The following is a 26,371-nucleotide window of genomic DNA, read 5'->3' as shown; positions in this document are numbered from 1 at the left end:
CACGGGGTGGCGGGCCCGATCAATTCAACCAATCCATAAAATAAATTGGTATCAACAAACTTGGCACACTATTGAGTTCTCAAACAACAGACACATTCGAATACTTTTCAAACAAATATTTGAATTCCAGTGAATTCTTTGTTATTATTTCTTCGCTGCGATGTTTCTAGCTTATTTCATTCATTTCCACTTTGCAAATCCGGTTATTCTCCCGGAATTCACTTGGTGGAGTGAATCCGCCCAGCAAAATGTGAAGCAACTTTTCATATGTGCGCCTTGCGCATGAAGAATTGCTTCTCATTTGTAGGGGGTTTGTCACCACTCAGCGGCGGCGACTCAGAAAACATTACACGCTCCTCCCCGGCCGCGCAAATCGGCCGGAAAGGAGCGTGTACATGACCTTCTGGAAGCGCCTGTTCTAGGAAGCTGCCACTTCCACGGTGGCCAGGTTTTTCTTCCCGCGGCGCAGGAGAAGGTAGCGCCCGTGCAGGAGTTCACTGCCCGGAATGACTGCATCAGGATCGGTGACCTTGGTGTTGTTAACATAGGCGCCGCCTTCACCGACTGTCCGGCGGGCAGCCGACTTACTGTCCGAGAGCCCCGAGGCCACGAGCAGGTCCACAATGCCCATGCCGTCCGAGTCAACACGCGCCGAGGGCAGTTCGGCGGTCGCGGCCGACAGGGTCTGCTCGTCCAGGGCGGCGAGATCGCCGCCGCCGAAGAGTGCGGCGGAGGCGGCGATGACCTTCTCCGTAGCCTCCACGCCGTGGACCAGCGAGGTCACTTCGAACGCAAGCCGGCGCTGGCCTTCGCGGGCAAAGGGACGCTCGGCAATGGAGACTTCCAGCTCTTCGATCTCAGCGCGGGTGAGGAAGGTGAACACCTTCAGCCGCGCAGCAACATCGGCGTCGGCGGTGTTGAGCCAGAACTGGTAGAAGGCGTAGGGGCTGCACATCTCCGCATCAAGCCAGATGGCGTTGCCTTCGCTCTTTCCGAACTTTGTACCGTCCGAATTAGTGATAAGCGGCGTGCCAAGCGCATGCACGTGTTTGCCCTCCACCTTGCGGATGAGTTCGGTACCGCTGGTGAGGTTGCCCCACTGGTCCGAGCCGCCGGTCTCCAGGACACAGCCGTAGTCACGGAAGAGCTGGAGGTAGTCCATGCCCTGCAGGATCTGGTAACTGAACTCGGTGTAGCTGATACCTTCATCCGAACTGAGGCGGGAGGCAACGGCATCCTTGCGGAGCATGGTGCCGACCCGGAAGTGCTTGCCGATTTCGCGAAGGAAGTCGATGGCGCTGAGCGGGGCGGTCCAGTCGAGGTTGTTGACCATCCTGGCGGCATTGTCGCCTTCAAAGCTCAGGAAGCGGCGGACTTGGGCCTGGAGGTATCCGACCCATTCGGAGACGGTGTCCTTGGTGTTCAAGGTCCGTTCCGCCGTCGGACGCGGATCACCGATCAGGCCGGTGGATCCGCCAACCAGGCCCAACGGCTTGTGGCCGGCGAGCTGAAGGCGGCGCATCAGGAGCAACTGCACGAGGTTACCAAGGTGCAGGCTGGGTGCGGTGGGATCGAACCCGCAGTAATAAGTGATCGGGTCCCCGGCGAGCAGCTTCTCCAGTTCCACTTCATCAGTGGAAACGTGGACCAGGCCGCGCCAGTTGAGCTCTTGCCAGATGTTGGCAAAGGTCGGATCGTTCTGCTGGGACTCGAGATCATTTAGTTGGGACACGTGATCTAAGTTAGCAGGATTGCCCGGCCCCAAGCGCTGCGTGACAGCGCTCGGGGCGCTGGCGGGAGGCTGCGGTAATCCGGCCTTCCCGCCACCGGGATTATCGTTCGATGCCTGCAGGCACCGGTGCAGCTGCGATCAGCCGCAGCCGCTGGGTGGGCCGGGTCATGGCCACGTAGAGGTCCCCGACGCGTCCGTGCTCCTGGTTGAGCATCATGGACGGCTCCAGCACCACAACGCCGTCGAACTCCAGGCCCTTGGCTTCCCGCGGGCTGATGACCACAATGTCCTGTTCGTAGCTGCCGGCGCCGGTACCGACGCGGCGGCCGTAGGCCGCGCGCAGGGCAGCAGCAGCCTGCGGCAGCAGGTCGCCGTCGGCAATGACCGCAAGCAGGCCGCCGTCGAGCGCGTCCAGCTCATCCGGAAGGACCTCCACGAGCCTGCTGACCACTGCCCCGTCGTCGACGCGGTCGATAATCGGCGACCAGCGGCCTTCGCGGACTGCCTTGGGAGCAGAGATCACCAGGCCGGCAGCTGTGGCCATCCGGGCCGCCGCCTCCGCGATCTGCGAGGGCGTGCGGTAGTTGACCGTCAGTTCCTCGAGCTGCCAGCGGTCGCCGAACATCGGCTCCAGCGCGCTCTGCCAGGACTTGGCACCCGCCACGGAACTCGTCTGGGCGATGTCCCCCACGATCGTGAACGACTTGAGCGGGCAACGCCGCACCAACAGCCGCCACTGCATCGGAGACAGTTCCTGCGCCTCGTCGACAACGATGTGACCGAAGGCCCACGTGCGGTCGCTGGTGGCCCGCTCCGCGGCGGTGAGCCGTGCTTCGCGTTCCTGGTTCTGGTCCACAAGTTCCTCGGCCGTCATCAGCACATCGACCCCGGCCGTTTCCATGTTCACCAGGGTCTGCTTGGCGTTGGCGATGTCCCGGGCACGGTCGTGCTCCTGCTGTGCCAGTCCCCGGCCGGCTGCGGGATCAAGCTCGCCCAGCAGTTCGGCGGCCTCATCCAGCAGCGGCACGTCGGCCTCGGTCCAGGGACTGTCTGCAGGGCGGCTGAGGAGGGCGCGTTCAGCGTCGGTGAGCTGGGGCGTGCACGCTTCCAGAATGGCCGGCTTACTGAACAGCTCCGAGATGAGCTTTTCCGGGGTCATCGGCATCCAGCACAGATTCAGTGCGATCCGGACATCGCGTGCAGTGCGGACGTCCTCGGCGAGATAGGAACGGTCGGCGTTGTTGCCGATGCTGCCGGCCTCGACCAGTTCGGTCATCTGCTCGGTGAGCTCGCGGAGCAGGATCTTCACGAACGTCAGGCGCGCCTCGTTGTGCGGCTTGTGGGTGGCACGGGCTTTTTCCCGTGCCCGCCGCACCTGGCGGGGTGTGAGCACCAGCTTGCGGCCGTCGACTTCAAGGATCCTGTTCTCAGCCGGAATGCGCTGCCGGTTGGAAACGGCGTTGGCAACCACCTCGGCCATCTCCAGCCTGCCCTTAAGGGCAGCGACGTTTGCTTCCTGTTCGGGCACGGCGTTGATGCCGGGCATGAGCCGGCCGACGCTCGCCATGACCACGCCAGTCTCGCCTAGTGACGGCAGGACGCGCTCAATGTACTTCATGAACGACGACGACGGACCCACCAGGAGCACGCCTGCGGTCTTGAGCCGGTCGCGGTGGGTATAGAGGAGGTATGCGGCGCGGTGCAGCGCAACCGCCGTCTTGCCCGTTCCGGGGCCGCCCTGGACGACGACGGCGCCGGAGATCGACGAGCGGATGATCCGGTCCTGTTCCGACTGGATGGTGCCCACGATGTCGGACATGCGGCCGGTGCGCTTGGAGTTGAGGGCAGCCAGCAGCGCGCCCTCGCCCTGCAGCGATTCGTTGTCGGCCAGCATGTCGGCATCGAGGACGTCGTCTTCGATGGCTTTGACTTCGCGGCCCTGAAGAATCAAATGGCGCCGGCGGCGCACGCCCTGCCGGTCGAAGGCAGTGGCCTGGTAGAAGTGCCCGGCCTCGGGCGCGCGCCAGTCAACCATGAGCCGCTGGAGGTCGTCAGTTGTCAGGCCGATACGGCCGATGTACTGCGCTTCCCCCGAGTCCAGGTCCAGCCGGCCAAAAACCAGCCGGTCATCCACAGCATCCAGCTGGGCCAGGCGGTCCTCATAGAGCGCCGCAAAAGCGTCCCTTTCGGAAACATTTTGCATGGTTCCCACGGCACCGGCACGGCGGACCTGGGCAAGTTGAGTGCGCTTTTCCTCGCGCAGCTCATCAAGGCGGGCATACAGTCCGGCAACATAGTCCCGTTCATGGGCCAAATCAGCGTCGAGCATCGAGACTTTCCCCTATCGCAAAAGACAGACCGTCCATTCTACAACCATTTTGATGAACGCGTCTGAAACATTTCAGTGGCACGGTTTCCTGAGCCCCGCTTCCGCGCGGCGCCCGCCGCAAGGCCGGCAGCGTTGCAGGGACCGGCGCAGGCCTTAGAGGCGGATGAGCGAGCGGACACGGTGGCCGCTAAGTGCCGAACGTCCGCGCAGTTCGCCGAGCTCCATGACCACGCCCACACCGGCAACGTGGACGCCGCAGCGTTCGAACAGCCGCGTGGCGGCGCCGAGCGTACCGCCGGTGGCGAGCACGTCGTCGAGAATCAGCACACGGCTCCCGGCCGGCAGGTCGGTGGTATGCAACTCGAGGGTTGCGGTGCCGTATTCCAGTTCATAGTCTTCCGCGACCACCTTGCGGGGGAGTTTCCCGGCCTTTCGCACAGTGATCACGCCCGTGTCGGTGGCGTAAGCGGCGGCGGCCGCAAGCAGGAAGCCCCGGGCTTCCACCCCGGCCACGGCGTCGAACTGCCCTTTGAACGGCTCGACCAGCGCATCCACCACGGCACGAAGGGCAGCAGCGTTGGCAAAGACCGGAGTCAGGTCCTTGAAGATGATTCCGGGCTTGGGGTAGTCCGGCACCGTGGCGCAGAGGCTGTTGATCAGCTGGTCCACGGGAACGCTTCTTCTGGCTTGGCCCGGCTCGCTTTGATTCACGCATCCACCCTATGCCGGTGGCGGCCATTCTTCACGATCCGGGCGGTCAGCGGCCACGCGGCAGCCGTCCGAAGAGCGGCGTTTGCCTAGGCCCGGCGGGCCTTCGCGGCCTTGTAGCGCGAGACCGTGGGGTCACCGGTCAGCCAGTACCGCCACGGGTACGCGTGGCTGCCGCCGGCACCCGAAACCCCCACCCGCGGGCCCGTACTGATGTCGCGTGCCCGCGCCACCGGCAATTCCAGCCGGAACGGTTCACCGAGCGCGTCCCGCCCGCTGTCCGCCGTGGTTAGTCCCAGTGCCGTGGCCAGCCGTGCGGGTCCGCTGGCCAGGTCCTTGGATGATTTCGACGTCGGACGCCTGGTCCGTGCCAGATCCTCACCGTCCACTATTTCCCCGCCCCGCAGGAGCAGGGCCGAGGCCGTTCCGGGCGGACCGCAAACAATGTTCGCGCAATAATGCATTCCGTAGGTGAAGTAGACGTACAGGTGACCGGCGGGTCCGAACATGGGTGTGTTGCGGCCGGTCTGTCCGCGGAACGTGTGGGACCCGGGATCCGGGTGCGGGGAGTCCTGGGGGCCGAGGTAGGCCTCCACTTCGGTGATCCGCACGGAAACCGCACCTTCAGGACTGTAATGCGTGAGCACGGCGCCAAGCACCAGGGGCGCGACCTGCCGGGCGTCCCCGGAGAGCAACTGCCGCACGGCATGTTCGTGTCCGGTGCGCGGAGGGCTGGAGCTCATGCTTCGACTTTAACAAACACATCCCCACGGCCATGTCCGATTTCCGCTAGCACGCGGTTCCGGCAGCTGACAGGATGGAGCCATGGACTTCTGGCAGCGGTACCGGGCAATCGATGCCCGCGACACCCGTTTCGACGGGCAGTTCTACACTGCCGTCCGGACCACAGGCATCTACTGCCGCCCCTCCTGCCCGGCCCGGACACCGAAAGCGGAGAACGTCACGTTCTACGAAACTTCGGCCGCAGCCCACGATGCCGGGTACCGGGCCTGTAAGCGTTGCCTGCCGGAAGCCGTTCCGGGCACGCCGGCGTGGAACCTCCGCTCAGACATCGCCGGCCGGGCCATGCGTCTCATCAATGACGGCGTCATCAACCGCGAGGGCGTGGAGGGCCTCGCATCGAGGCTCGGCTACTCGTCGCGGCAGCTCAACCGGATCCTCAGCCACGAACTGGGGGCGGGTCCGCTGTCGCTGGCCCGGGCGAGCAGGGCACAGACCGCCCGGACGCTTCTGGTATCCACACAGATGAAGCTGGCCGACGTGGCGTTCGCAGCAGGGTTCAGCAGCGTCCGCCAGTTCAACGAGACAATCGGCGAGGTCTTCGATATGACGCCGACTGCCCTGAGGGGCACCGCACGCCACCACAGGACACCGGCCGCAACAACGGCACTCACACTGAACCTTCCCTACCGTGAACCGTTTGATCCCGGAGTCTTTGCCTTCCTCGCTGTTCGGTCGATTCCCGGGATCGAGGCCGGCACCGCAACCTCCTATGCGAGGACGTTGCGGCTCCCCCACGCTGATGCCCGCTTCAGCGTCAAGTACGACGCCGGTACCCCGGGACGGCCTCTCGTCCTCACCATCGGGGCGGTGGACCTCCGGGACCTGCCGTCCCTGCTGAGCCGGGTTCGGCGGCTCCTGGATCTCGACGCCGACCCCGTGGCCATCGACAGCGCGCTGGAAGCCGACCCGCGGCTGGCTACGGCCGTCAAAGCGTGTCCGGGCATGCGGATGCCCGGGGCGGTGGATCCGCAGGAATTGCTCATCCGCGCGATGATCGGCCAGCAAATTACGGTCGCAGCCGCCCGGACAGCCCTGACGCAGCTGTCCGCCTGCGGAAGCGAAACCCTCACGCCTGAAGACGGCCTTTACCGTCTTTTCCCCACACCGGCCCAGATCGCCGATCCGGGTATCAGCCTGCTGCGTGGACCGCAACGGCGCATCGATGCGGTCCGGCATGTCGCCGGTGCCATGGCCGCCGGAGGGCTCGACTTCGGCTACGGCGACGACCTCGCGAGCCTGGAGTCCAAGCTCCTGCCGCTGCCCGGGGTGGGACCCTGGACCGTGGGTTACCTCGCCATGCGAGTGATCGGCGCACCTGATGTGTTCCTGGCCAACGATGCCGCCGTACGCAACGGAATCCTCGCCCTCGAGGCCGGTTCACCGGCGGGTGGCGAAGCACCGGGCCGGGCGACACCTGACTTCACCGAAGTGAGCCCCTGGCGATCGTACGCCACCATGCACCTTTGGCATGCGGCCGCCACACGCGCCAAGCAACGGCCGACCAGGAAGGCCGTGCCCGCCGTTCCAGCAATTTAACCCTGAAGAGTTAAGCCACAGGATTTAACCCACGAAAGCGAACAAATGAAAGCCCAACTGCTGACGATGTCCACTCCGGACGGTCCTTTTACCATCATTGCCCGTGACGGCGCCGTCCTGGCATCCGGCTGGACTGCGGAGCCTGCGCAGCTGACCGGACAGATCCATCCGGAACTGCTGCCTGATGAATTAGTCCCGGTCCTGGAACTGGGCAATATCTCGGATGCCGTGGTTGCCTTCTATGCCGGCGATCCGGAACCGGCGATGCGGGTGCCGGTCCTGCAGAAATCGGGCCCGTTCCGCAGCCATGCCTGGGATGTCCTCCGGACGGTGAGCCCCGGACGCCCGGTGACTTACACGGAGTACGCCGAGCTCTCCGGGAACCCGAAGGCTGTCCGGGCCGCGGCGAGTGCCTGCGCCTTCAACGCGGCAGCCTTGTTCGTACCCTGCCACCGCATAGTGCGGACGGACGGCACGCTGGGCGGATTCAGGTGGGGGCTCGCCGTCAAGGAAAGCCTGTTGGGACGCGAGAAACGCTGACGGAGCCCGGCGACCTACTTGCTGGCCGGAACGCCTGCGGGCCAGGGCAGGAGTTCGGGAAGATCCACACCGTCCGCCGCAGCAGACGCACGCAGGCTGCCCAGCGAGGGTTCGCGCCCTGCGAGCCAGGCCGCGATGTCCGTGAGCATTCCGCTGATGACGGTGGACCGGCTTCCGGTGCCGATGGTCACCGGTGGAAGGCCGAGGGGCTGCAGCACGAACCGCTGGCCCGCCGGCACGCGGGCTCCCAGGAAATCGAACAAGTGCTCGCAGAAGGACCGGCCCCAGGCTTCCGGGCCGCGTCCGGTGTTCAAGTCCGAGGCATGGATCACGAGTTCCCGCCAGAGGGCCAGGCCGCCGTCCAGCACCACTCCCCCACGGTAGGAAATCGGCACCTGCCAGCCGCCCGTGTCCAAGGAATCGAAGGCCCGCAGTGCACGTTCAAGCGCAGCATCCAGATCGGCACGGTGCTGGGCCAGGGTGTGGCCGGCGGCCATTTCGATGGCTTTGGTGCGGCCTTCAAAGCCGCCGTCGTATAATTCCACTGTCTCGCCGCGGCCGGCGAATTCAAGTTGCCGGGCCATGGCATTCGAAATGCCGGCCAGGTGCGCGAGGACATGGCCCCGGGTCCAGTCCGGCAGCAATGACGGTGCCGCCACGTCTTCTTCGGCGAGTTTGCCGGCCTGGGAGGCAACGACGTCGGCAGCTTTGTGGAGTTCGGCGAGCAGCGCGTCCGGTGTGATTGCGGTCATACCCGCCATCGTAGCGGACAGTTAATGGCCCTTAACGCGGTCCGCGCCCGGCACCGTAGCGGTGGCGCACGTGGCGGCGGTCGTGGCGGGCCTGCCAGAACTCAACCTCGTCCGGCCGCACGGCGTAGAGCTGCCAGTCCGGATTGTCGCTGCCATCCGCCGCCGGCCTGGCCGCCCAGTCCGCTGCCGAGGCTTCTGCGGACAGCTCCACAACGCCGCCGGCCACGCGGACCTGCCGGCCCTGCAGCGGCCAGTAGAAGTTCAGGGCCGCCTTCGGGGTGGCTGCGAGTTCCTTACCCTTGCGTGAGGTGCGGGACGTCGCGATGTGCCAGCCGTCGTCGTCAATGTCCTTAAGGATCACCATCCGTGACGAGGGCTGGGTGCCGGTCCCGACCGTAGCCAGGCTGCAGGCATGCGGCTGGGCCTCTCCGGCGGCCAGCGCCTCGGCCAGCCATTGCCGGAACAGCCGGGCCGGGTCGGCCGGGGCAGCCGCCGGATCAAAATCGGGAAGGTCCTCGGGGAAGTCCGGCAGGGCACGAAGGTACTGGCGGAAGGATTCGCTCATGCACCCACCATAAACGCACAACGCCCTCTTACTTCCTGCATGACCACCGGCAACGCTCCCTCACTTTCTTGAGGAAAGTGAGGGAGCGCCGGTCAGATAGAGCTGCAATAAGTGAGAGAGCATGTGGCTGTTAGCCGGCGTACTCCCGCACACCGGTCAGCTCGGCTTCCAGTGCGATGAGCTGGCGCTCGACGGCGGCAGGTGCCGTCCCGCCCTGGGAGTTGCGGCTGTTGAGCGAACCTTCAGTGGACAGGACCGTGCGGACCTCCGGCGTCAGGTGCTCCGAGATGGCCGCGTATTCCGCGTCCGTCAGGTCCCATAGTTCAACCCCGCGGCTTTCGGCCTGCTTGACAGCCGCACCGGAGAGTTCGTGCGCTTCACGGAACGGAACGCCCTGCCGGACGAGCCATTCGGCAATGTCCGTGGCCAGCGCGAAGCCCTGCGGAGCCAGCGATTCCATCCGTTCGGTGTTGAACTTCAGCGTCGCAATCATGCCGGAGACGGCCGGAAGCAGGACCTCCAGCGTGTCGGCGGCGTCGAAGACCGGCTCCTTGTCTTCCTGCAGGTCGCGGTTGTAGGCGAGCGGCAGGCCCTTGAGCGTGGCCAGCAGCCCGGTCAGGTTGCCGATCAGCCGGCCGGCCTTTCCGCGGGCGAGCTCGGCAACGTCAGGGTTTTTCTTCTGCGGCATGATCGAGGAGCCGGTGGAGTAGGAATCATGCAGGGTCACGAAGGAGAACTCCTTGGTGGCCCACAGGATCACTTCCTCCGACACCCGCGAGAGGTCCACACCGATCATGGCAGTAACCCAGGCGAACTCGGCGAAGACGTCGCGCGAGGCGGTGCCGTCGATCGAGTTGTGCGTCGCGGAGAAGAAGCCGAGTTCCGCCGCCACTGCCTCGGGGTCCAGGCCCAGCGATGAGCCCGCAAGCGCACCTGAACCGTAGGGCGAAACGCCTGCCCGCTTGTCCCAGTCCTGAAGGCGCTGCACATCCCGCAGGAGAGCCCAGGCGTGGGCCAGCAAGTGGTGGCTGAGCAGCACCGGCTGCGCATGCTGGAGGTGCGTGCGTCCCGGCATGGCCACGCCCTGGTGCGCCTTGGCCTGCTCCACGAGGGCATCGATCGTGGCGAGCACACCGCGGGCGATGATCCGTGCGTGGTCGCGCAGGAACATCCGCCCCAGCGTGGCCACCTGGTCGTTGCGGGACCGGCCCGCGCGGAGCTTCCCGCCGAGCTGGGTGCCGGCGCGCTCGATCAGTCCGCGTTCCAGCGAGCCGTGCACGTCCTCATCGGATTCGGCGGGCAGGTAGGCACCGGAGGCGACGTCCGCATCCAGCCGGCTCAGGGCGTCCAGCATGCCCTCGAGCTCGGCATCGTCCAGCAGGCCGGCCTTGTGCAGCACGCGGGCGTGCGCCTTGGACCCGGCAATGTCGTAACGGGCCAGCCGCCAGTCAAAGTGCGTGGACTTGCTCAGCGCCGCCAGGGCGTCGGCGGGGCCGCCGGCGAACCGGCCGCCCCATAGAGCGCCCGTGTTGGTGGCTTCGGACTTTTGCTCTGCCACAGGGGCTACTTTCCGGCGACGCGGATGTCGCGGCCGGAGGCAACCTTGGCGGACATGCCCCACAGCTCGATGAAGCCGCGCGCCATCGACTGGTCGAAGGTGTCGCCGGTGTCGTAGGTGGCAAGGTCGAAGTCGTAGAGGGAGGTCTCGGAGCGACGCCCGTTGACGACTGCCTGGCCGCCGTGCAGCGTCATGCGGATGTCACCGGAAACGTACTTCTGGGTGTCCTCGATGAACGCGTCCAGGGAGCGCTTGAGCGGGGAGAACCACTGGCCGTCGTAGACCAGCTCAGACCAGCGCTGCCCGACGGTGGCCTTGAAGCGGGCCTGTTCGCGCTCCACGGTGATGTCCTCGAGGTGCTTGTGCGCGGTGATCAGCGCCATGGCACCCGGCGCTTCGTAGATCTCACGGGACTTGATGCCGACGAGGCGGTCTTCGACGACGTCGATCCGGCCCACGCCCTGCGCGCCCGCGCGGCGGTTCAGTTCCTTGATGGCCTGCAGCGGGGTGACCTTCACGCCGTCGATCGCGACCGGCACGCCGGCCTCGAAGGAGATGGTGACTTCATCCGGTGCCGGCGGGAATTCCGGGGTGGCGGTGTAGTCGTAGATGTCCTTGGTGGGGGCGTTCCAGATGTCCTCGAGGTAGCCGGTCTCGACGGCGCGGCCCCAGACGTTCTGGTCGATCGAGTACGGGTTCTTCTTGGTGGTCTCGATCGGCAGTCCCTTTTCCTCGGCGAAGGCGATGGCCTTGTCGCGGGTCAGGGCGAGGTCGCGGACCGGTGCGATGCACTTCAGGTCCGGGCCGAGGGTCTGGATGCCGACCTCAAAACGGACCTGGTCGTTGCCCTTGCCCGTGCAGCCATGGGCCACGGTGGTGGCGCCGAACTCGCGGGCCGCCTTAACCAGGTGCTTGACGATCACCGGGCGGGAAATCGCGGAAACCAGCGGGTAGTGGCCCTGGTAAAGGGCGTTGGCCTTCAGCGTGGGCATGCAGTACTCGTTGGCGAACTCGTCGGACGCATCGGCCACGTAGGCTTCGACGGCGCCGCAGCCCAGGGCACGCTGGCGGATGGTCTCCAGCGACTCGCCGCCTTGTCCGACGTCGACGGCCACGGCAATGACCTCTGCACCGGTGGCTTCACCGATCCAGCCGATCGCTACGGAAGTATCCAGGCCACCGGAGTAGGCCAGCACAATACGCTCAGTCACTTCAAATGCTCCTTAGTTGTTGGTTCTTGGTTGTCTTCAAGCTTATTGGCCCGCTTCTTCGGCGAACTGCAGGAAGCGGGCGGCCACGTCCGCTCCGCCCAGCGGGTCCCGTGTGACCAGCAGCACGGTGTCGTCGCCGGCAATGCTCCCCAGGATGGACGGCATCACCGAGTGGTCGATGGCCAGGGCCAGGAAGTTCGCCGCGCCCGGAGGGGTCCGGAGCACCACGATGTTCGCCGATGCCTCGGCTGTCACGAGCAGTTCCCCGCACAGCCGGGCAAGCCGGGCATCCAGGATCTCCTGGGTGACGCCGGCCTTGGCTGCACGCTCGCCGCCCTCCCCGGGAACGGCGTACACGAGCACGCCGTCCTTACCGCGGACCCGGACGGCTCCGAGCTCCACGAGGTCGCGGGACAGCGTGGCCTGGGTAACCTGGACGCCGTCGTCCGCCAGCAACGCGGCAAGTTCGGCCTGCGAACGTACTGACTCGCCGGTCAGGATCGCGGTGATCCGCGCCAGCCTGGCCGTTTTGGTGGCAGGGCTCGCGCCCTGTGCCCCCGGCGGGTTGGTGGACACTAGAACGTGCTCTCCCCGGTGCCTTCAACGGGGGAAAGACCGTCCACGAAGGCCAGGCCGGACCGGTGCATAAGCCACGCCATCAGCGCCTTCTGGGCGTGGAGGCGGTTTTCGGCCTCGTCCCAGACGATCGACTGCGGACCGTCGATGACTCCTGCGGAGATCTCATAGCCCCGGTACGCCGGCAGGCAGTGAAGCACGACGGCGTCCGGCGCCGCCAGCTGCATCGCCGCTTCGTCGACGGAATAGTCCCGGAACAATTGAAGCCTGGCTTCCTTTTCGGCCTCCTGGCCCATGGAAACCCAGGTGTCCGTGGCGACGACGTCGGCCCCCTTGAGAGCTTCCGCGGCATCCGTCGTGATGAGCACCGAACCGCCAGTCTCCGCGGCCCGCTCCTCTGCGGCAGCGACAATGTCCGCGGCCGGCAGGTAGCCGTCCGGGCCGGCGATGCGCACGTGCATTCCGGCGGTCACGCCAGCCAGCAGGTAGGAGTTGGCCATGTTGTTGGCGGAGTCGCCGAGGTAGCTCATAGTGAGGCCCTTGAGCTCGCCCTTGTGTTCTTTGACAGCCAGCAGGTCGGCCAGCAGCTGGCAGGGGTGGTAGTCGTCGCACAGGGCGTTGATGACAGGCACTTTGGAGTTTTCGGCCATGGCCACCAGCCCGGAGTGTGCACCGGTGCGCCAGACGATGGTGGCGACCATGCGCTCCAGGACCTTGGCGGTGTCCTCCACTGATTCCTTGTGGCCGATCTGCGCCTCGCCCGGGTTGATGATGAGGGCGTTTCCGCCCATGTCCGCCACGCCGGTGGCGAAGGAAACGCGGGTCCGGGTGGACGTCTTGTCGAAGATGACCGCGACCGTTTTGCGTCCGTTGCCTTCGGCCGCGAACGGCTGGACGCTGTAGGGCGCCGCTTTCATGCGGACGGCGAGGTCCAGGACCTCGGCCTGTTCTGCCGGGGTGAGGTCGGTGTCCTTGAGGAAGTGACGGGTGGTTGCGGAGCTGGTCACTGGGCATCCTTTGCAGTCTGGAGGAGCGTGGGCAGTGCCTGGATGAAGCTGTCGGCCTGTTCAGCCGTCAGGATCAGCGGCGGGGCGAGGCGGATGGTGCGCGGACCGGGGCTGTTGACGATGAACCCGGCGTCCAGTCCGGCGGTCACGACAGCGGGGGCGATGTCCGCGTCCAAGTCAAAGCCGATCAGGAGGCCTTCGCCGCGGACTTCCGTGACGCCGTCGATTGCCGCCAGCTTCGAGCGGAGGCGCTCCCCCACTGCACGGACGTTGTCCAGGACGCGCTGGCTCTCGATCGCGTGCAGCGTGGCCAGCGCGGCGGCGGTGGCCACCGGGTTCCCGCCGAAGGTGGTGCCGTGCAGGCCTGCGGTGAGGAGCGAGGACGCTTCCGGGCCGAAGGTAATCAGTGCCCCGATCGGGAAACCGCCGCCCAGGCCCTTGGCGAGCGTCACTGCGTCCGGGACGATCCCCGCGTCTTCGCTCGCCAGCCACTTGCCGGTACGGCCGATGCCGGTCTGGACCTCATCGAGGATCAGCAGTGCGCCTGCCTTCGTGGTCGCTTCGCGGGCGGCCTTGAGGTAACCGGCGGGCAGCGGCCGGACGCCGGCTTCGCCCTGGATCGGCTCCAGGAAGACAGCCGCAGTGGTTTCATCGATTTCCTCGACCAGTGCGTCGACGTCCCCGAACGGGATGTGGACAACACCGCCGGGCAGGGGTTCGAACGGCGCCCGGTAGGCGGCCTTGGCGGTCAACGCCAGGGCGCCCATGGTGCGGCCGTGGAAGGCACCCTCGAGCGCGATGATCTTGGTGCGCCGTTTGACTGTTTCGCCGGGGCCGGCTGACACTTCGGCTCCGGAGTTGCGGCGCGCCAGCTTGAAGGCGGCCTCCACGGCTTCGGTGCCGGAGTTCGCGAAGAACACTTTGGATCCCGCCGGTGCCTTGGCCAGTTCGAGCAGTTTCTCGGCCAGCGCGATCTGCGTGGGGCTGGTGAAGAAGTTGGACACGTGGCCCAGGGTGGCGAGCTGGCTGGAGATCACCGACGTCACGAACGGGTGGGCGTGGCCCATGGCGTTCACGGCAATGCCGCCGAGCAGGTCGAGGTACTCCTTGCCGTCGGCGTCCCAGACCAGGCAGCCGGCGCCGCGGACCAGGACACGCTGGGGCGTCCCGAAGACGCCCATGAGGGACGAGGAATACCGGTTCAGCCACTCGGCTCCGGTCGGGTGGCCTTTGGTTTCGACCAGTTCAACCACCGGGGATTTTTCTATCTGGCTCATACGTTCGTTTCCTCGTCCGGGACCACCTGCGTGCCGATTCCGGCGGTGGTGAATGTTTCCAGCAGCATGGAGTGCGGCAGGCGCCCGTCCACAATGTGTGCACGCTCCACGCCGTCGTCAACGGCCTTCAGGCAGGCGGCCATTTTGGGGATCATGCCCGATTCAAGCCTCGGCAGCATCTCCCTCAGTTCAGAGGCCGTGAGGGACGAGATCAGCGACGACTTGTCCGGCCAGTTCGCGTAAAGGCCCTCGACGTCGGTCAAAATGACCAGCTTGGAGGCACCCAGGGCAGACGCAACGGCGGCCGCCGCGGTGTCCGCGTTGACGTTGAGCACCTGCCCGGTGGTGGATCCGTCGTCGGCTATTTCCGGGGCCACAGTGGAGATCACCGGGATCCTGCCGGCCGCGAGGATGTCCACGATCCCCTCGGGATTGACGCCCACGACTTCCCCGACAAGGCCCAGGTCCACGTCCTCGCCGTCCACGACGGTTCCGGTGCGGACGGCACGGAGCAGTCCGCCGTCTTCACCGGACATGCCGACGGCGTACGGGCCGTGGGAGTTGATCAGGCCCACGAGTTCGCGGCCCACCTGGCCGGTCAGCACCATGCGGACCACGTCCATGGCCTCGGGGGTGGTAACGCGCAGGCCGCCTTTGAACTCGGACTCGATGCCGAGGCGGCTGAGCATGGCGTTGATCTGGGGACCTCCGCCGTGCACCACCACCGGGTGGATGCCCACGTGGTGCAGGAACACGACATCCTCGGCGAACGCCCGGCGGAGTTCCTCGTTGACCATGGCGTTGCCGCCGTACTTGATCACCATGGTGGTGCCGGCAAAGCGCTGGATCCAGGGCAGGGCCTCGATCAACGTGCCGGCCTTGTCCTGGGCATCACTCATGGACGTCGTCTCGCGTGTCTGGGTGTTCATGCTGCTGCTGTCTCCCCGGAAGGTCGGTGCTTTGCCTAGCTGGAGTAGGCGCTGTTTTCGTGGACGTAGTCGTGCGTGAGGTCGTTGGTCCAGATCGTGGCTTCGGCGTCGCCGGCCTGCAGGTCGATCTCAACGAGGACCTCCCGCGGCTCCAGGTCCACCAGGCTGCGGTCCTCGCCGATGCTGCCGTTCCTGCAGATCTGGACGCCGTTCATGGACACGTTCAGCTGGTCCGGCTCGAACGCGGCGTCGGTGGTGCCCACGGCGGACAGCACGCGGCCCCAGTTCGGGTCCTTGCCGAAGATGGCCGTCTTGAAGAGGTTGGAACGGGCCACGGCACGGCTCACGATCTCGGCGTCCTTTTCGCTGGCGGCGTTGAACGTGCGGATGGCGATGTCGTGGCTGGCGCCTTCGGCATCGCCAATCAGCTTGCGGGCCAGTTCGGCGCAGACCTGCGTCAGGCCGGCACCGAACCCGCGGGCGGAGGGCACTGCCCCCGAAGCGCCCGAGGCCAGCAGCACCACAGTGTCGTTGGTGGACATGCAGCCGTCCGAGTCCGCCCGGTCAAAGGTGACCCTGGTGGCGTCGCGGAGCACGACGTCGAGCATTTCCGGCTGGACGTCCGCATCGGTGGTGATGACCACCAGCATGGTGGCCAGCCCGGGAGCCAGCATGCCGGCGCCCTTGGCCATGCCGCCGATGGTGTATTCGTTGCCTTCGGCGTCCTTGCCGGTGAACACGGCTTCCTTGGACACGGAATCCGTGGTCATGATCGCCGTGGCCGCAGCCGGGCCGCCGTCGGCAGCCAGAGCGGCGGTGGCGGAACCGATCCCGGCAAGGATCTTGTCCATGGGCAACTGCTCGCCGATCAGCCCGGTGGAGCAGACAAAGATGTCGGTGGCCGAGACGCCCAGGGCTTCGGCAGTCTTTTCTGCGGTGGTGTGGGTGTTCTGGAAACCCTGCGGGCCGGTGCAGGCGTTGGCGCCGCCGGAGTTAAGGATCACGGCGTCGACGCGGCCGTCCTTCACGACTTCGCGCGACCAGTGGACGGGCGCCGCCGCAACACGGTTTGAGGTGAACACGGCGGCCGCGGCCTTCGACGGCCCATCATTGACTACCAGGGCAAGATCAGGATTCCCGGACGCCTTCAGGCCGGCTTTGACGCCGGCAGCGCGGAATCCTTTGGAGGCGGTGACGCTCACGGGGCAACTCCCTGCAGGTTGAGGCCGGCAGTTTCCGCCAGGCCAAGGGCGATATTCATGGACTGCACGGCGCCGCCGGCCGTCCCCTTGGTGAGGTTGTCGATGGCGCAAGTGACAATAACGCGGCCGGTGTGCGCGTCGAACGCCAGCTGCATCACGGCGTGGTTGGAGCCCTGCACGGACTTCGTGGCGGGCCACTGGCCCTCGGGGAGCAGGTGCACGAAGGGCTCGTCGTCGTACGCTTCCTCCCAGGCACTGCGCAGCTCTGCTGCAGTGACGCCGGGCTTTACCCGGGCGGTGGCCGTGGTGAGGATGCCCCGGCTCATCGGAGCAAGGGTGGGTGTGAAGGACACTGTCACGGGCTCACCTGCGGCGTTGCCCAGCCCCTGCTCGATCTCCGGGGTGTGCCGGTGGCCGCCGCCCACACCGTAGGGGCTCATCGAGCCCATGACTTCGGAACCGATGAGGTTCACTTTTGCGGCTTTCCCGGCGCCCGAGGTGCCGGAAGCGGAAACAATCACGACGTCGTCGGGCTGGAGCAGGCTGCCGGCGAACCCGGGCGTAAGAGCCAGCAGGGCCGACGTCGGGTAGCAACCCGGAACGGCGATCCGCTTAGCTTCCTTCAGCTTTTCACGCTGTCCCGGCAGTTCGGGGAGTCCGTATGGCCACGTCCCGGCGTGCTCGGAACCGTAGAACTTTTCCCAGGCGGCGGCATCCTCCAGGCGGTGATCCGCCCCGGCGTCGATCACTACCGTTCCTGCGGGGAGCTGGGCGGCGATTTCCGCCGAGGCTCCGTGCGGAAGCGCCAGGAACACAACATCGTGGCCCGAGAGGTTCTCCACGGTGGTGTCCTCCAGGATCCGGCTCGCCAGACCGTGGAGATGCGGCTGCAATTCCCCTAGTCTGGAACCGGCGTTGCTGTGTGCTGTGATGGCGCCGATAGTGACGTCGGGGTGTCCGGCCAGAAGGCGAAGCACCTCACCGCCGGCGTACCCGCTGGCACCGGAAACGGCAACAGAAATAGTCATGAAAAAGACTATACAGCAAGACTATGCATAGAAGCCGATATTTATGCATACGCTCCCACCTGCGCTCATTATGCCCGCATTGCGAGCCCCAGCGTATGCTTGAAGAAGGGTGATCCTGACCGTGCGGTCCGAATGTCGGCTGCAGCGTTGCCCGTAACAGTTACGAGGCCCCGAGTCCATGACCCCTACAACTACTACGGAGCGCCCGCAGCCACGTGTTCGGCAGCCCAACACCGTTGTCCTGAGCTATTCCGAGCTCCTCAAAAGCGTCAAAGCCGCAGGCCTGCTCGAGCGGCGCGTCGGCTTCTACATCACAGTCTTCTCCGTCCTGGTGCTCCTGATGACCGCCACCTGGTTCGGCTTCGCGCTGATCGGTGACAGCTGGTTCCAGCTCCTCATCGCGGCCGCCCTCGGCATCATCTGCACCCAGCTGAGCTTCCTGGCCCACGAAGCCGGGCACCGCCAGATCTTCGCCTCCCGCCGCGCCAACGACTGGGCCGCGCGGCTGCTCGCTACGTCCGTGGCGGGAATGAGCTATTCCTGGTGGGAGCAGAAGCACGGCGCCCACCACAACCACCCGAACGTCATCTCCAAGGATCCCGACATCGCGCCGGGGCCCATCGCTTTCCACACCGAAGCGGTTGCCGCCCGGCAGGGACGGTTCGCCTTCCTCACCCGCAAGCAGGGCTGGTTCTTCTTCCCGCTGCTTTTCCTGGTGGGGCTTGGCCTGCAGATCGATTCGGTCAAGTTCGTCTTCCGCCGCGCCAAGGTCACGCACCGCTGGGTTGAACTCCCCATCCTCGTGGCACGGCTGAGCCTGCTGCCTGTCCTCGCCTTCACCTTCCTGCCGTGGGGCATGGCGCTGGCGTTCATCGGCGTCCAGCTCGCCGTCTTCGGTTTCTACATGGGCGCCTCGTTCGCCCCGAACCACAAGGGCATGCCGGTCCTACCCGCGGACAGCCGGGTGGATTTTTTCAGCCGCCAGGTCCTGACCTCCCGTAACATCTCCGGCGGCCGTTTCATGGACATCCTGCTGGGCGGCCTTAACCGCCAGGCGGAGCACCACCTCTTCCCTGACATGGCGCGCCCGCAGCTGGACAAGGCCGCCGTCATCGTCCGGGAGTTCTGCGCCAAGCACCAGGTCCCGTACACGGAGACCACGCTGCTGCAGTCCTACGGCATCATTGTGCGCTACGTCAATGAGGTGGGCCTCTCCGCCGGGCGCCACTTCGAATGCCCCATGGCCACTGTTACCCGCCGCTACTAGGCACACTCCCCCAATTCACTCGTGACGAAGTGGCGGCCGGTTTCCGGCCGCCACTTCGTCGTTGGCGGCGGTGTCCCTAGGATGGTTCCAGTATCCGGGCCTGGAAATCCCAGCCCAGGGAAGGAGACACATAATGCACGCAATTGTTGCCCGGCAGGCCGGCGGCCCCGAGGTGCTGCAGATCGCTGAAGTGGAGCGTCCGGCACCTGGTCCAGGCCAGCTGCTGGTGAAGGTCTCGGCCACCGGGGTGAACTTCATTGACACTTACAAGCGCAGCGGCACCTACAAGGTGTCGTATCCCTTTACCCCAGGTTCCGAGGCTGCCGGCACCGTCGAGGAAATCGGCGACAGGGTCACGGTCTTCTCCCCGGGCGACCGCGTAGCCACAGCCGAAGGCAGCAACTGCTACGCAGGCTACATCCTGGTGGACGAGGACAAGGCCCTCCCGGTCCCCCGCGGCGTGGACGATTTCACCGCCGCGGCCCTTCCCCTCCAGGGGATCACGGCGCACTACCTGATCAATTCCTCTTTCCGGGTGGAGCCCGGCCACACCATCCTGCTCCACGCCGGGGCAGGCGGGGTGGGCCTGCTCGCGATCCAGCTGCTGAAGGCCAAGGGCGCCCGCGTCATTACCACCGTCTCCACCGACGATAAAGCGATGCTGGCCCGCGAGGCCGGCGCCGACCACGTCATCCCCTATGACGGCTTCTCCACTAAAGTCCGGGAACTGACGGACGGGACCGGCGCGGACGCGGTATACGACGGCGTCGGCAAGGACACCTTCGACGGTTCCCTCGCCGCACTGCGGGTCCGCGGCACGCTGGTTCTTTTCGGCGCCGCATCCGGGCCGGTTCCACCGTTCGATCCGCAGCGCCTCAACGCCGGCGGCTCCCTGTACCTGACCCGGCCGACCATCAACCACTTCCTCCGCAACGCCCAGGAACGCCGCTGGCGCTCCGACGAAATTTTCGCGGCGGCCGCAAACGGGAACCTTAAGGTCCGCATCGGCGGCCGTTACGACCTGACGCATGCCGCCCAGGCGCATGACGACCTTGAACAGCGGCGCACCACCGGCAAGATCATCCTGGTTCCCTGATTTGGGGAACCGGCGCCGGTAGCAAGTACGGGGTACCAGGGGCCGGGTAAACAGGACGCGAACCCCCGGCGAACGTCCGGCGAACTGCGACACCTTCTGTTCATCTTCTGCGGAAAGAATCACCCAGTGACTGAACAACCGCAAGCGCCCGGATCCGCGTCCGCGCCGGGGACCGGACCGGACGCGCTTCCTGCCGTCCGGAACGTGTATCCGCCCCAGCTGCCGGGCGCCGCGGCGGCACCCCCGGAGCGTACGCTGATCGGCATCCTCGAGGAGACGGCCCGGAAATATCCCGAAGCCTCGGCGCTGGACGACGGCCACCGTCGCCTGAGCTACGCGCAGTTAATGGCCGAAGTCCGGGCCACGGCACGGGAACTCCACCTGGCGGGCCTCGGTGCCGGTGACAAGATCGGCGTCCGCATCCCTTCCGGGACCAATCGGCTGTATGTTTCGATCCTGGCCATCATGCTGATCGGAGCGGCCTATGTGCCGGTGGACGCCGATGACCCCGACGAACGCGCCAAGCTGGTTTTCAGTGAAGCCCGCGTCGCCGCCATTCTCCGGGCCGACGGCAGGATCGTCACCGACAGCAAGCGTCCCCGGCCGTTCCCCGGCCCGCGGATGCCGCGGCCCGACGACGACTCCTGGGTAATCTTCACCTCGGGATCCACGGGCACCCCCAAAGGCGTCGCAGTCCAGCACCGCTCGTCGGCAGCATTTGTCGATGCCGAAGCCCGGCTCTTCCTGCAGGACGAACCGATCGGACCGCAGGACCGGGTCCTGGGCGGACTCTCGGTGGCCTTCGACGCTTCCTGCGAGGAAATGTGGCTGGCCTGGCGCTACGGGGCCTGCCTCGTTCCTGCCCCGCGGTCGCTGGTCAGGACCGGCATGGACCTCGGCCCGTGGCTCATCAGCCACGGGATCACAGTGGTGTCCACGGTGCCCACCCTCGCGGCGCTGTGGCCTGCCGAAGCGCTGGAAAACGTCAGGCTGCTGATATTCGGCGGCGAGGCCTGCCCTCCGGAACTGGCGGAGCGCCTCGCCGTCGACGGCCGGGAAGTGTGGAACACCTACGGCCCCACGGAGGCCACGGTGGTGGCATGCGCGGCGCAGCTCGGCGTGCCCGGGCCCCTCCGGATCGGCCTGCCGCTTGACGGCTGGGACCTCGCTGTGGTCGACGCCAACGGCGTTCCGGTGGCGGAAGGAGAAGTGGGCGAGCTCATCATCGGCGGCGTGGGGCTGGCCAGGTATCTCGACCCCGCCAAAGACGCGGAAAAGTACGCGCCGATGCCGTCCCTCGGCTGGACCCGGGCTTACCGGTCCGGAGACCTGGTCCGCTATGAGGCAGCCGGCCTCATTTTTGTGGGGCGCGCCGATGAACAGGTAAAGCTGGGCGGCCGGCGCATTGAACTGGGAGAGATCGATGCCGCGCTCCAGGCCCTGCCGGATGTCGCCGGAGCGGCGGCCGCGGTGCGCACGACGGCGGCGGGGAACCAGATCCTCGTCGGTTACCTCGCCGCTGCGGGCACCGCGGAACTCGATCTCGTCGAGGCCAGGGAACTCCTGGGAACCAGCCTGCCTGCGCCGCTTATTCCCCTCCTGACGGTGGTGGATTCGCTGCCCACCAAGACCAGCGGAAAAGTGGACCGGCACTCCCTGCCGTGGCCGCTGGCCGGAGCGGGGGCCGCCGATGCGGACAAAGCTCCGTTGAACCTGCCGGACGACGCGAGCTGGATCGTGCAGCAGTGGGGCAGCGTGCTGGGAACACCGGCGTCGAGCCTGGATGCTGACTTTTTTGCCCACGGCGGCGGATCCCTTGCGGCCGCACAGCTCGTCTCGGCGCTGCGTGTCCGCTACCCCACCATTACGGTGGCCGACATTTACGCCACTCCCCGGGTCGGGGCGCTCATTGACGCCGCCCGGCAATCCCTGCCAGAGGGTGTTGCCGGGCCGGCGCCTGAGCGGGAGGTCCGGCCCACGGCACTGAAATCGCAGGTGTTCCAGACGCTGATGGGGGTTCCGCTGCACATCCTGGTGGGAATGCGCTGGCTTACCTACGTGATGGCGGCCAACAACCTCCTGGCGTACCTTGCCGGTTTCACGGCCGCTCCCGTTGTTTCCTGGTGGTGGGTTGCCGCATCATGGCTGGTGTTCGTCAGCCCGGCCGGCCGCATGGCCCTCTCGGTCCTGGCAGCCAGGACCCTGCTCCGGCGGGTTGTCCCCGGGACCTACCCCCGGTCCGGCAAGGTACACCTTCGGCTGTGGCTGTCGGAACAGATCCAGGACCTGTCAGGAGCAATCAGCCTGGCGAGTGCTCCCTGGGTTCCCTATTATGCGAAGGCGCTCGGGGCGAAGATCGGCAACGACGTCCAGTTGCATTCGCTGCCGCCGGTTACCGGAATGCTGTCCCTGGGGCGCGGCTGCAACATCGAACCGGAAGTGGACCTCTCCGGCTGGTGGATCGACGGCGATACGGTCCACATCGGCCGGGTGCACGTCGGAGCGGGAGCATCAGTGGGGGCACGCAGCACGCTCATGCCCGGGACAAGTATCGGAGCAGGCGCCCAGGTGGAACCGGGATCGGCTGTCTTGGGAAAGGTCAAGGCCGGGCAACTGGTAGCGGGCTCGCCCGCCGAGCGGATCGGCAAGGCCAAGCAGGCGTGGCCCGAGATGCCCCCGCCGTCGCACCCGCTGATCGGACGGCTCTGGTTCGCGGCCTTTGCCGCAGCATCAGCGGTGCTGGCCACCATCCCTTATTTGTCCGCTGGCGCCGGGGCTGTCGTGGTGTTCATGTTCATCCGCGGCAGCGACTCACTCTCCGCTGCCGCGCCCCAGGTCCTTGCCTCGTTGCCCCTGGCGGCGCTCACCTGGTTCGTCACCAATCTCCTGCTGATCCTTGCCACCACCCGGTTGCTCGGCGTAGGACTCAAGGAAGGCTACTTCAGGGTGCGGAGCCGGATCGGCTGGCAGGTCTGGGCCACGGAACGCGTCCTTGACCTGGCCCGGGATGTCCTGTTTCCGATCTACGCCAGCCTTTTCACGCCGGTCTGGCTCCGCTTGCTGGGAGCCAAGGTGGGCAAGAACGTGGAGGCATCCACAGTCCTGCTGCTGCCTAAGATGACAACCGTCGGCGAAGGCGCCTTCCTCGCGGACGACACCATGGTGGCCTCCTATGAACTGGGCGGCGGCTGGATGAGGATCGCCCCGGCGAAGATCGGCAAACGCTCGTTCCTCGGTAACTCCGGGATGACGGGGGCGGGACGAAGCGTGCCCAAGAACTCGCTGGTGGCCGTCCTCTCGGCCACCCCGGCCAAGGCCAAAGCGGGCACCTCCTGGCTGGGCAGCCCTCCGGTCCGGCTGCGGCGTACTGCCATCGCCACGGACAACACCCTGACCTTTCAGCCGCCGCGGCGGCTGAAGCTGGCGCGCGCCCTGTGGGAGCTTTGCCGGTTCATTCCGGTAGTGCTCACGGTCGGCCTGGCCGCCGGCGTCATGCTCGCCTTCGACGGGCTCGCCTCCGCGTGGGGCTACGGCATCGCAGCGCTCCTGGGCGGCATTGTGATCCTGGGGGCGGGCGCCGCCGCCGCAGCCAGCGCGGTGGCGGCCAAATGGCTGCTGGTGGGCAGGATCAAGCCCGGCGAGCACGCCTTGTGGAGCTCCTTCATCTGGCGGAACGAGGTAGTGGATACTTTCATCGAAATGGTGAGCGCCCCGTGGTTCGCGCGTTCAGCATCAGGCACTCCGGCCCTGGTGTGGTGGCTGCGCGGGCTGGGTGCGAAGATCGGCCGCGGCACCTGGTGCGAGAGCTACTGGCTTCCGGAAGCGGACCTGGTGACGCTGGGCGAAAGCTCCACGGTCAACCGGGGCTGCGTGGTCCAGACCCACCTTTTCCACGACCGGATCATGAGCATTGACACTGTTACGCTCGAAGACGGAGCCACCATGGGACCACACGGCGTCATCCTCCCGCGGGCACGCATCGCGAAGGGCGGCACGGTGGGCCCGGCGTCCTTGGTCATGCGGGGGGAAACCGTTCCCGCCGCGACGTACTGGATAGGCAATCCGGTGAGCCCGTGGGCAGGACCGGCAGTGCCGGCTCCGCGGCTCAAGTAGCTCCAGCACGGTCAACCCGGGCGTCCACTTCCGCGAGATGAAGGCCAGTTTATGAGTTTTGCAGCACCAGCCAGCCCTGGCGGCGCCCGCCGGCCGGACGAGCCCTCAGGTTCGCCGGACCCCTACGTGCCCGGGCACGGTACGAACGCGTACCGTGTCACGCGGTACGAACTGGACCTGGACTACAAACTGGCCAGCAACCGTCTGAACGGCCGGGCCGTCCTGCACGCTGAAGCGGACCGGCCGGCGTCGGCCGTTGTCCTGGACCTGGCAGGACTTCGCGCCGTCAAGGTTTCCCTCAACGGCAAAAGGGTGCGCAGGTTCAGCCAGCGGGCGGAGCAGTTGGTGATCGTACCGGACGCTGCCCTGCTGCCGGGCGACCGCTTCACGCTGGACATCCGGTACGAGGGAAATCCGTCTCCCCGGCGCGGCTTCTGGGGCGAAGTGGGCTGGGAGGAACTCACGGACGGCGTGCTGGTGGCGGGCCAGCCCAACGGCGCCGCTTCCTGGTTCCCCTGCAACGACCATCCGCAGCACAAAGCCAGCTACCGGATCGCCGTCACCACCGACACCAACTACCGGGCGGTCTGCAACGGACTGCTGGTCTCCCGGAAGACGGGGTCCAGCCGCGAAACCTGGACGTACGAGCAGGCCGAACCGATGGCCACGTACCTCGCTACCGTCCAGATCGGCCGCTACGACGTGCTGACCCTGGACACCACAGCGGTTCCCGGCAGCGTGGCCCAGCATGTCGCGGTGCCCGCCGCCTTGGCGGATGCAGCTCGCCGGGGCCTGGCCCGGCAGCCTGAGATGATGCAGACCTTCGTCAACAGCTTCGGCCCCTATCCTTTCCAGGAGTACACGGTGGTGGTGGCGGAGGACGAACTCGAAATTCCGCTCGAAGCCCAGACCCTGTCCATCCTGGGCCCCAACCATCTGGATACGGGATGGGAGTCGCAGCGGCTGATTGCCCACGAACTGTCCCACCAGTGGTTCGGCAATTCCCTGACGGTGGAGGCGTGGAGCGATATCTGGCTGCACGAAGGTTTCGCGTGCTATGCGGAGTGGATTTGGTCCGAGGCTGCCGGAGTAATGAGCGTTGCGGACCGCGCTGCGGCCGCCTGGCGGAAGCTCGACGCCGGGCGGCAGGACCTCATGGTCGGTGACCCCGGGCCGGAGCTGATGTTCGACGACCGCGTGTACAAGCGTGGCGCCCTGGCGCTCCACGCACTCCGGATCCGTTGCGGCGACCTCGCTTTTTTTGCGCTGCTGCATGAGTGGGCCGCAAGCAACCGCCACGGATCCGTCTCCACTGCCGGATTCATCCAGACAGCGGACCGCGTCGCCGGAATCGATTCAGAAGCCCTGCTCCACCCGTGGTTGTTCGAAGGAGCACTGCCGGCCCTGCCCGTGCGGTAGCAGCCGGGGCTTCAGCCGAGGGCGACGGCGGCAACCAGTTGCTCCGGCAGGCCCGATTCGGCGGGGGCCAGGTCCCGCACGCCGGCCCGGGCAAGCACGTCAAGCGCCTCAGGCGGCCGTTTGAGGCCCTCCCCGGTCATCTTCAGGAAGGCCTCCTTCCGCGCCCACAGCAGGGCACGCCCGCGCAGCAGGGCCGTGCCGCCCAACGAGGCCACAGCGTGGCGCTCCGCAGGGGTCAGTGCCACCGTGTCGAAGCCGTCGAAGTCCATCCGCTGCGGATCCTCGGCATCGACGCCCAGTCGCTGGCCCGCAGCGGGCGCCGTCACAGCCGCCAGCAGGGTCCAGCCGGCAGCCCGGGACAGGCTCAGCAGCAGGGGCACCGGCACTCCGTCCAGGGTGTAGCCGGGCCTTCCGTGGGGGACGTCAGGTCCGGTGCCGCACTGCGGACAGCTGTAACTGGCGGCGAGATTTTGGGCGCGCACCCCTAGCAGTTCAGCGGCCAACAGCCGCTGGGCCAGACGTCCGGCCAGGAAGTCCACCCGTGCCCGGGGCACCATGGCGCGGGCACGCTCCAGTTCAGGCCGGTCCAGGAGTTCCCCGGCCCTGCGTTCCAGCCCGGCAACCGCCTTGGCGGCACCCTGCCCGGCTACGCGAAAGGGCGGGCAGGCGCGCACAACAAGTTGTGGTGCCATGGCCCGCCCTTCTGCGTGCTTGCGCTGTTG

21 protein-coding genes are annotated in these 26,371 nt (G+C 66.5%); 6 read left to right on the top strand and 15 right to left on the bottom strand.

Going from position 1 to position 26,371, the window contains the following annotated elements:
* Nucleotides 1-418: 418 nt before the first annotated feature.
* The 4 genes from tyrS to ACFVWT_RS20475 all read right to left on the bottom strand — a co-directional run bounded on the left by tyrS (nt 419) and on the right by ACFVWT_RS20475 (nt 5,512).
* Nucleotides 419-1,732, bottom strand: coding sequence for a tyrosine--tRNA ligase (tyrS, locus tag ACFVWT_RS20490; protein WP_390251096.1), 1,314 nt, complete (start codon nt 1,730-1,732; stop codon nt 419-421).
* 100 nt (nt 1,733-1,832) lie between these two features.
* A complete protein-coding gene (locus tag ACFVWT_RS20485) occupies nt 1,833-4,061 on the bottom strand; it encodes a HelD family protein (RefSeq protein WP_390251094.1) in 2,229 nt (742 codons plus the stop codon).
* Nucleotides 4,062-4,214: 153 nt separating this feature from the next.
* Nucleotides 4,215-4,772, bottom strand: a complete 558-nt coding sequence (locus ACFVWT_RS20480; protein WP_390251092.1) for an adenine phosphoribosyltransferase — start codon at nt 4,770-4,772, stop codon at nt 4,215-4,217.
* A gap of 86 nt (nt 4,773-4,858) precedes the next feature.
* On the bottom strand, nt 4,859-5,512 hold the full coding sequence (locus ACFVWT_RS20475) for a DNA-3-methyladenine glycosylase (protein ID WP_390251090.1): 654 nt from the start codon (nt 5,510-5,512) through the stop codon (nt 4,859-4,861).
* 82 nt (nt 5,513-5,594) lie between these two features.
* Here ACFVWT_RS20475 and ACFVWT_RS20470 point away from each other — a divergent pair, with 82 nt between their 5' ends.
* Both ACFVWT_RS20470 and ACFVWT_RS20465 read left to right on the top strand, forming a co-directional pair.
* The gene (locus ACFVWT_RS20470; protein ID WP_390251088.1) at nt 5,595-7,109 is read left to right on the top strand and encodes a DNA-3-methyladenine glycosylase 2 family protein; all 1,515 of its coding nucleotides are present in this window, start codon (nt 5,595-5,597) and stop codon (nt 7,107-7,109) included.
* Between the two features lie 45 nt (nt 7,110-7,154).
* On the top strand, nt 7,155-7,649 hold the full coding sequence (locus ACFVWT_RS20465; RefSeq protein WP_390251086.1) for a methylated-DNA--[protein]-cysteine S-methyltransferase: 495 nt from the start codon (nt 7,155-7,157) through the stop codon (nt 7,647-7,649).
* Nucleotides 7,650-7,663: 14 nt separating this feature from the next.
* On the opposite strand, the gene ACFVWT_RS20460 is transcribed toward ACFVWT_RS20465, so the two are convergent.
* The 10 genes from ACFVWT_RS20460 to argC form a co-directional block, all read right to left on the bottom strand.
* Nucleotides 7,664-8,401 carry a maleylpyruvate isomerase family mycothiol-dependent enzyme gene (locus ACFVWT_RS20460; protein ID WP_390251084.1) on the bottom strand — a complete coding sequence of 246 codons (738 nt, stop codon included), beginning with the start codon at nt 8,399-8,401 and terminating at the stop codon, nt 7,664-7,666.
* 31 nt (nt 8,402-8,432) lie between these two features.
* A complete protein-coding gene (locus tag ACFVWT_RS20455) occupies nt 8,433-8,966 on the bottom strand; it encodes a pyridoxamine 5'-phosphate oxidase family protein (RefSeq protein ID WP_390251082.1) in 534 nt (177 codons plus the stop codon).
* A gap of 130 nt (nt 8,967-9,096) precedes the next feature.
* The gene (argH, locus tag ACFVWT_RS20450; RefSeq protein WP_390251080.1) at nt 9,097-10,524 is read right to left on the bottom strand and encodes an argininosuccinate lyase; all 1,428 of its coding nucleotides are present in this window, start codon (nt 10,522-10,524) and stop codon (nt 9,097-9,099) included.
* A gap of 5 nt (nt 10,525-10,529) precedes the next feature.
* On the bottom strand, nt 10,530-11,735 hold the full coding sequence (locus ACFVWT_RS20445; protein WP_390251078.1) for an argininosuccinate synthase: 1,206 nt from the start codon (nt 11,733-11,735) through the stop codon (nt 10,530-10,532).
* A gap of 42 nt (nt 11,736-11,777) precedes the next feature.
* A complete protein-coding gene (locus ACFVWT_RS20440; RefSeq protein WP_390251076.1) occupies nt 11,778-12,311 on the bottom strand; it encodes an arginine repressor in 534 nt (177 codons plus the stop codon).
* A complete protein-coding gene (argF, locus tag ACFVWT_RS20435; protein ID WP_390251074.1) occupies nt 12,311-13,318 on the bottom strand; it encodes an ornithine carbamoyltransferase in 1,008 nt (335 codons plus the stop codon). Before argF ends, ACFVWT_RS20440 begins: the two co-directional genes overlap by 1 nt.
* The gene (locus ACFVWT_RS20430) at nt 13,315-14,595 is read right to left on the bottom strand and encodes an acetylornithine transaminase (protein WP_390251072.1); all 1,281 of its coding nucleotides are present in this window, start codon (nt 14,593-14,595) and stop codon (nt 13,315-13,317) included. The genes argF and ACFVWT_RS20430 overlap by 4 nt, the downstream gene beginning before the upstream one ends.
* Nucleotides 14,592-15,524: an acetylglutamate kinase gene (gene argB, locus ACFVWT_RS20425; protein WP_390251070.1), complete on the bottom strand. Its 933-nt coding sequence runs from the start codon at nt 15,522-15,524 to the stop codon at nt 14,592-14,594. Before argB ends, ACFVWT_RS20430 begins: the two co-directional genes overlap by 4 nt.
* Nucleotides 15,525-15,559: 35 nt before the next feature.
* Nucleotides 15,560-16,726, bottom strand: coding sequence for a bifunctional glutamate N-acetyltransferase/amino-acid acetyltransferase ArgJ (argJ, locus tag ACFVWT_RS20420; RefSeq protein ID WP_390251068.1), 1,167 nt, complete (start codon nt 16,724-16,726; stop codon nt 15,560-15,562).
* Entirely contained in the window at nt 16,723-17,754 is a 1,032-nt protein-coding gene (argC, locus tag ACFVWT_RS20415) for an N-acetyl-gamma-glutamyl-phosphate reductase (protein ID WP_390251066.1), read from the bottom strand. The genes argJ and argC overlap by 4 nt, the downstream gene beginning before the upstream one ends.
* Nucleotides 17,755-17,932: 178 nt before the next feature.
* Between argC and ACFVWT_RS20410 the strand changes: the two genes are divergently transcribed.
* From ACFVWT_RS20410 to ACFVWT_RS20395, 4 genes are all read left to right on the top strand, one after another.
* A complete protein-coding gene (locus ACFVWT_RS20410) occupies nt 17,933-19,021 on the top strand; it encodes a fatty acid desaturase family protein (RefSeq protein ID WP_390251064.1) in 1,089 nt (362 codons plus the stop codon).
* A 130-nt stretch (nt 19,022-19,151) separates the two neighbouring features.
* Entirely contained in the window at nt 19,152-20,117 is a 966-nt protein-coding gene (locus tag ACFVWT_RS20405) for a quinone oxidoreductase family protein (protein ID WP_390251119.1), read from the top strand.
* A gap of 204 nt (nt 20,118-20,321) precedes the next feature.
* Nucleotides 20,322-24,230, top strand: coding sequence for a Pls/PosA family non-ribosomal peptide synthetase (locus ACFVWT_RS20400; protein WP_390251117.1), 3,909 nt, complete (start codon nt 20,322-20,324; stop codon nt 24,228-24,230).
* Between the two features lie 51 nt (nt 24,231-24,281).
* Complete coding sequence (locus ACFVWT_RS20395; RefSeq protein WP_390251062.1) at nt 24,282-25,649, top strand: M1 family metallopeptidase; 1,368 nt, start codon at nt 24,282-24,284, stop codon at nt 25,647-25,649.
* A gap of 11 nt (nt 25,650-25,660) precedes the next feature.
* On the opposite strand, the gene ACFVWT_RS20390 is transcribed toward ACFVWT_RS20395, so the two are convergent.
* On the bottom strand, nt 25,661-26,341 hold the full coding sequence (locus ACFVWT_RS20390) for a 4'-phosphopantetheinyl transferase family protein (RefSeq protein ID WP_390251060.1): 681 nt from the start codon (nt 26,339-26,341) through the stop codon (nt 25,661-25,663).
* Between the last annotated feature and the right edge of the window lie 30 nt (nt 26,342-26,371).

The organism is Arthrobacter sp. NPDC058288, assembly GCF_042880995.1.
In the GTDB taxonomy this organism is placed as follows: Bacteria; Actinomycetota; Actinomycetes; order Actinomycetales; family Micrococcaceae; genus Arthrobacter.
The sequence above is the reverse complement of the archived record's forward strand: the minus strand, read 5'-3'. Positions and strand labels throughout refer to the sequence as shown.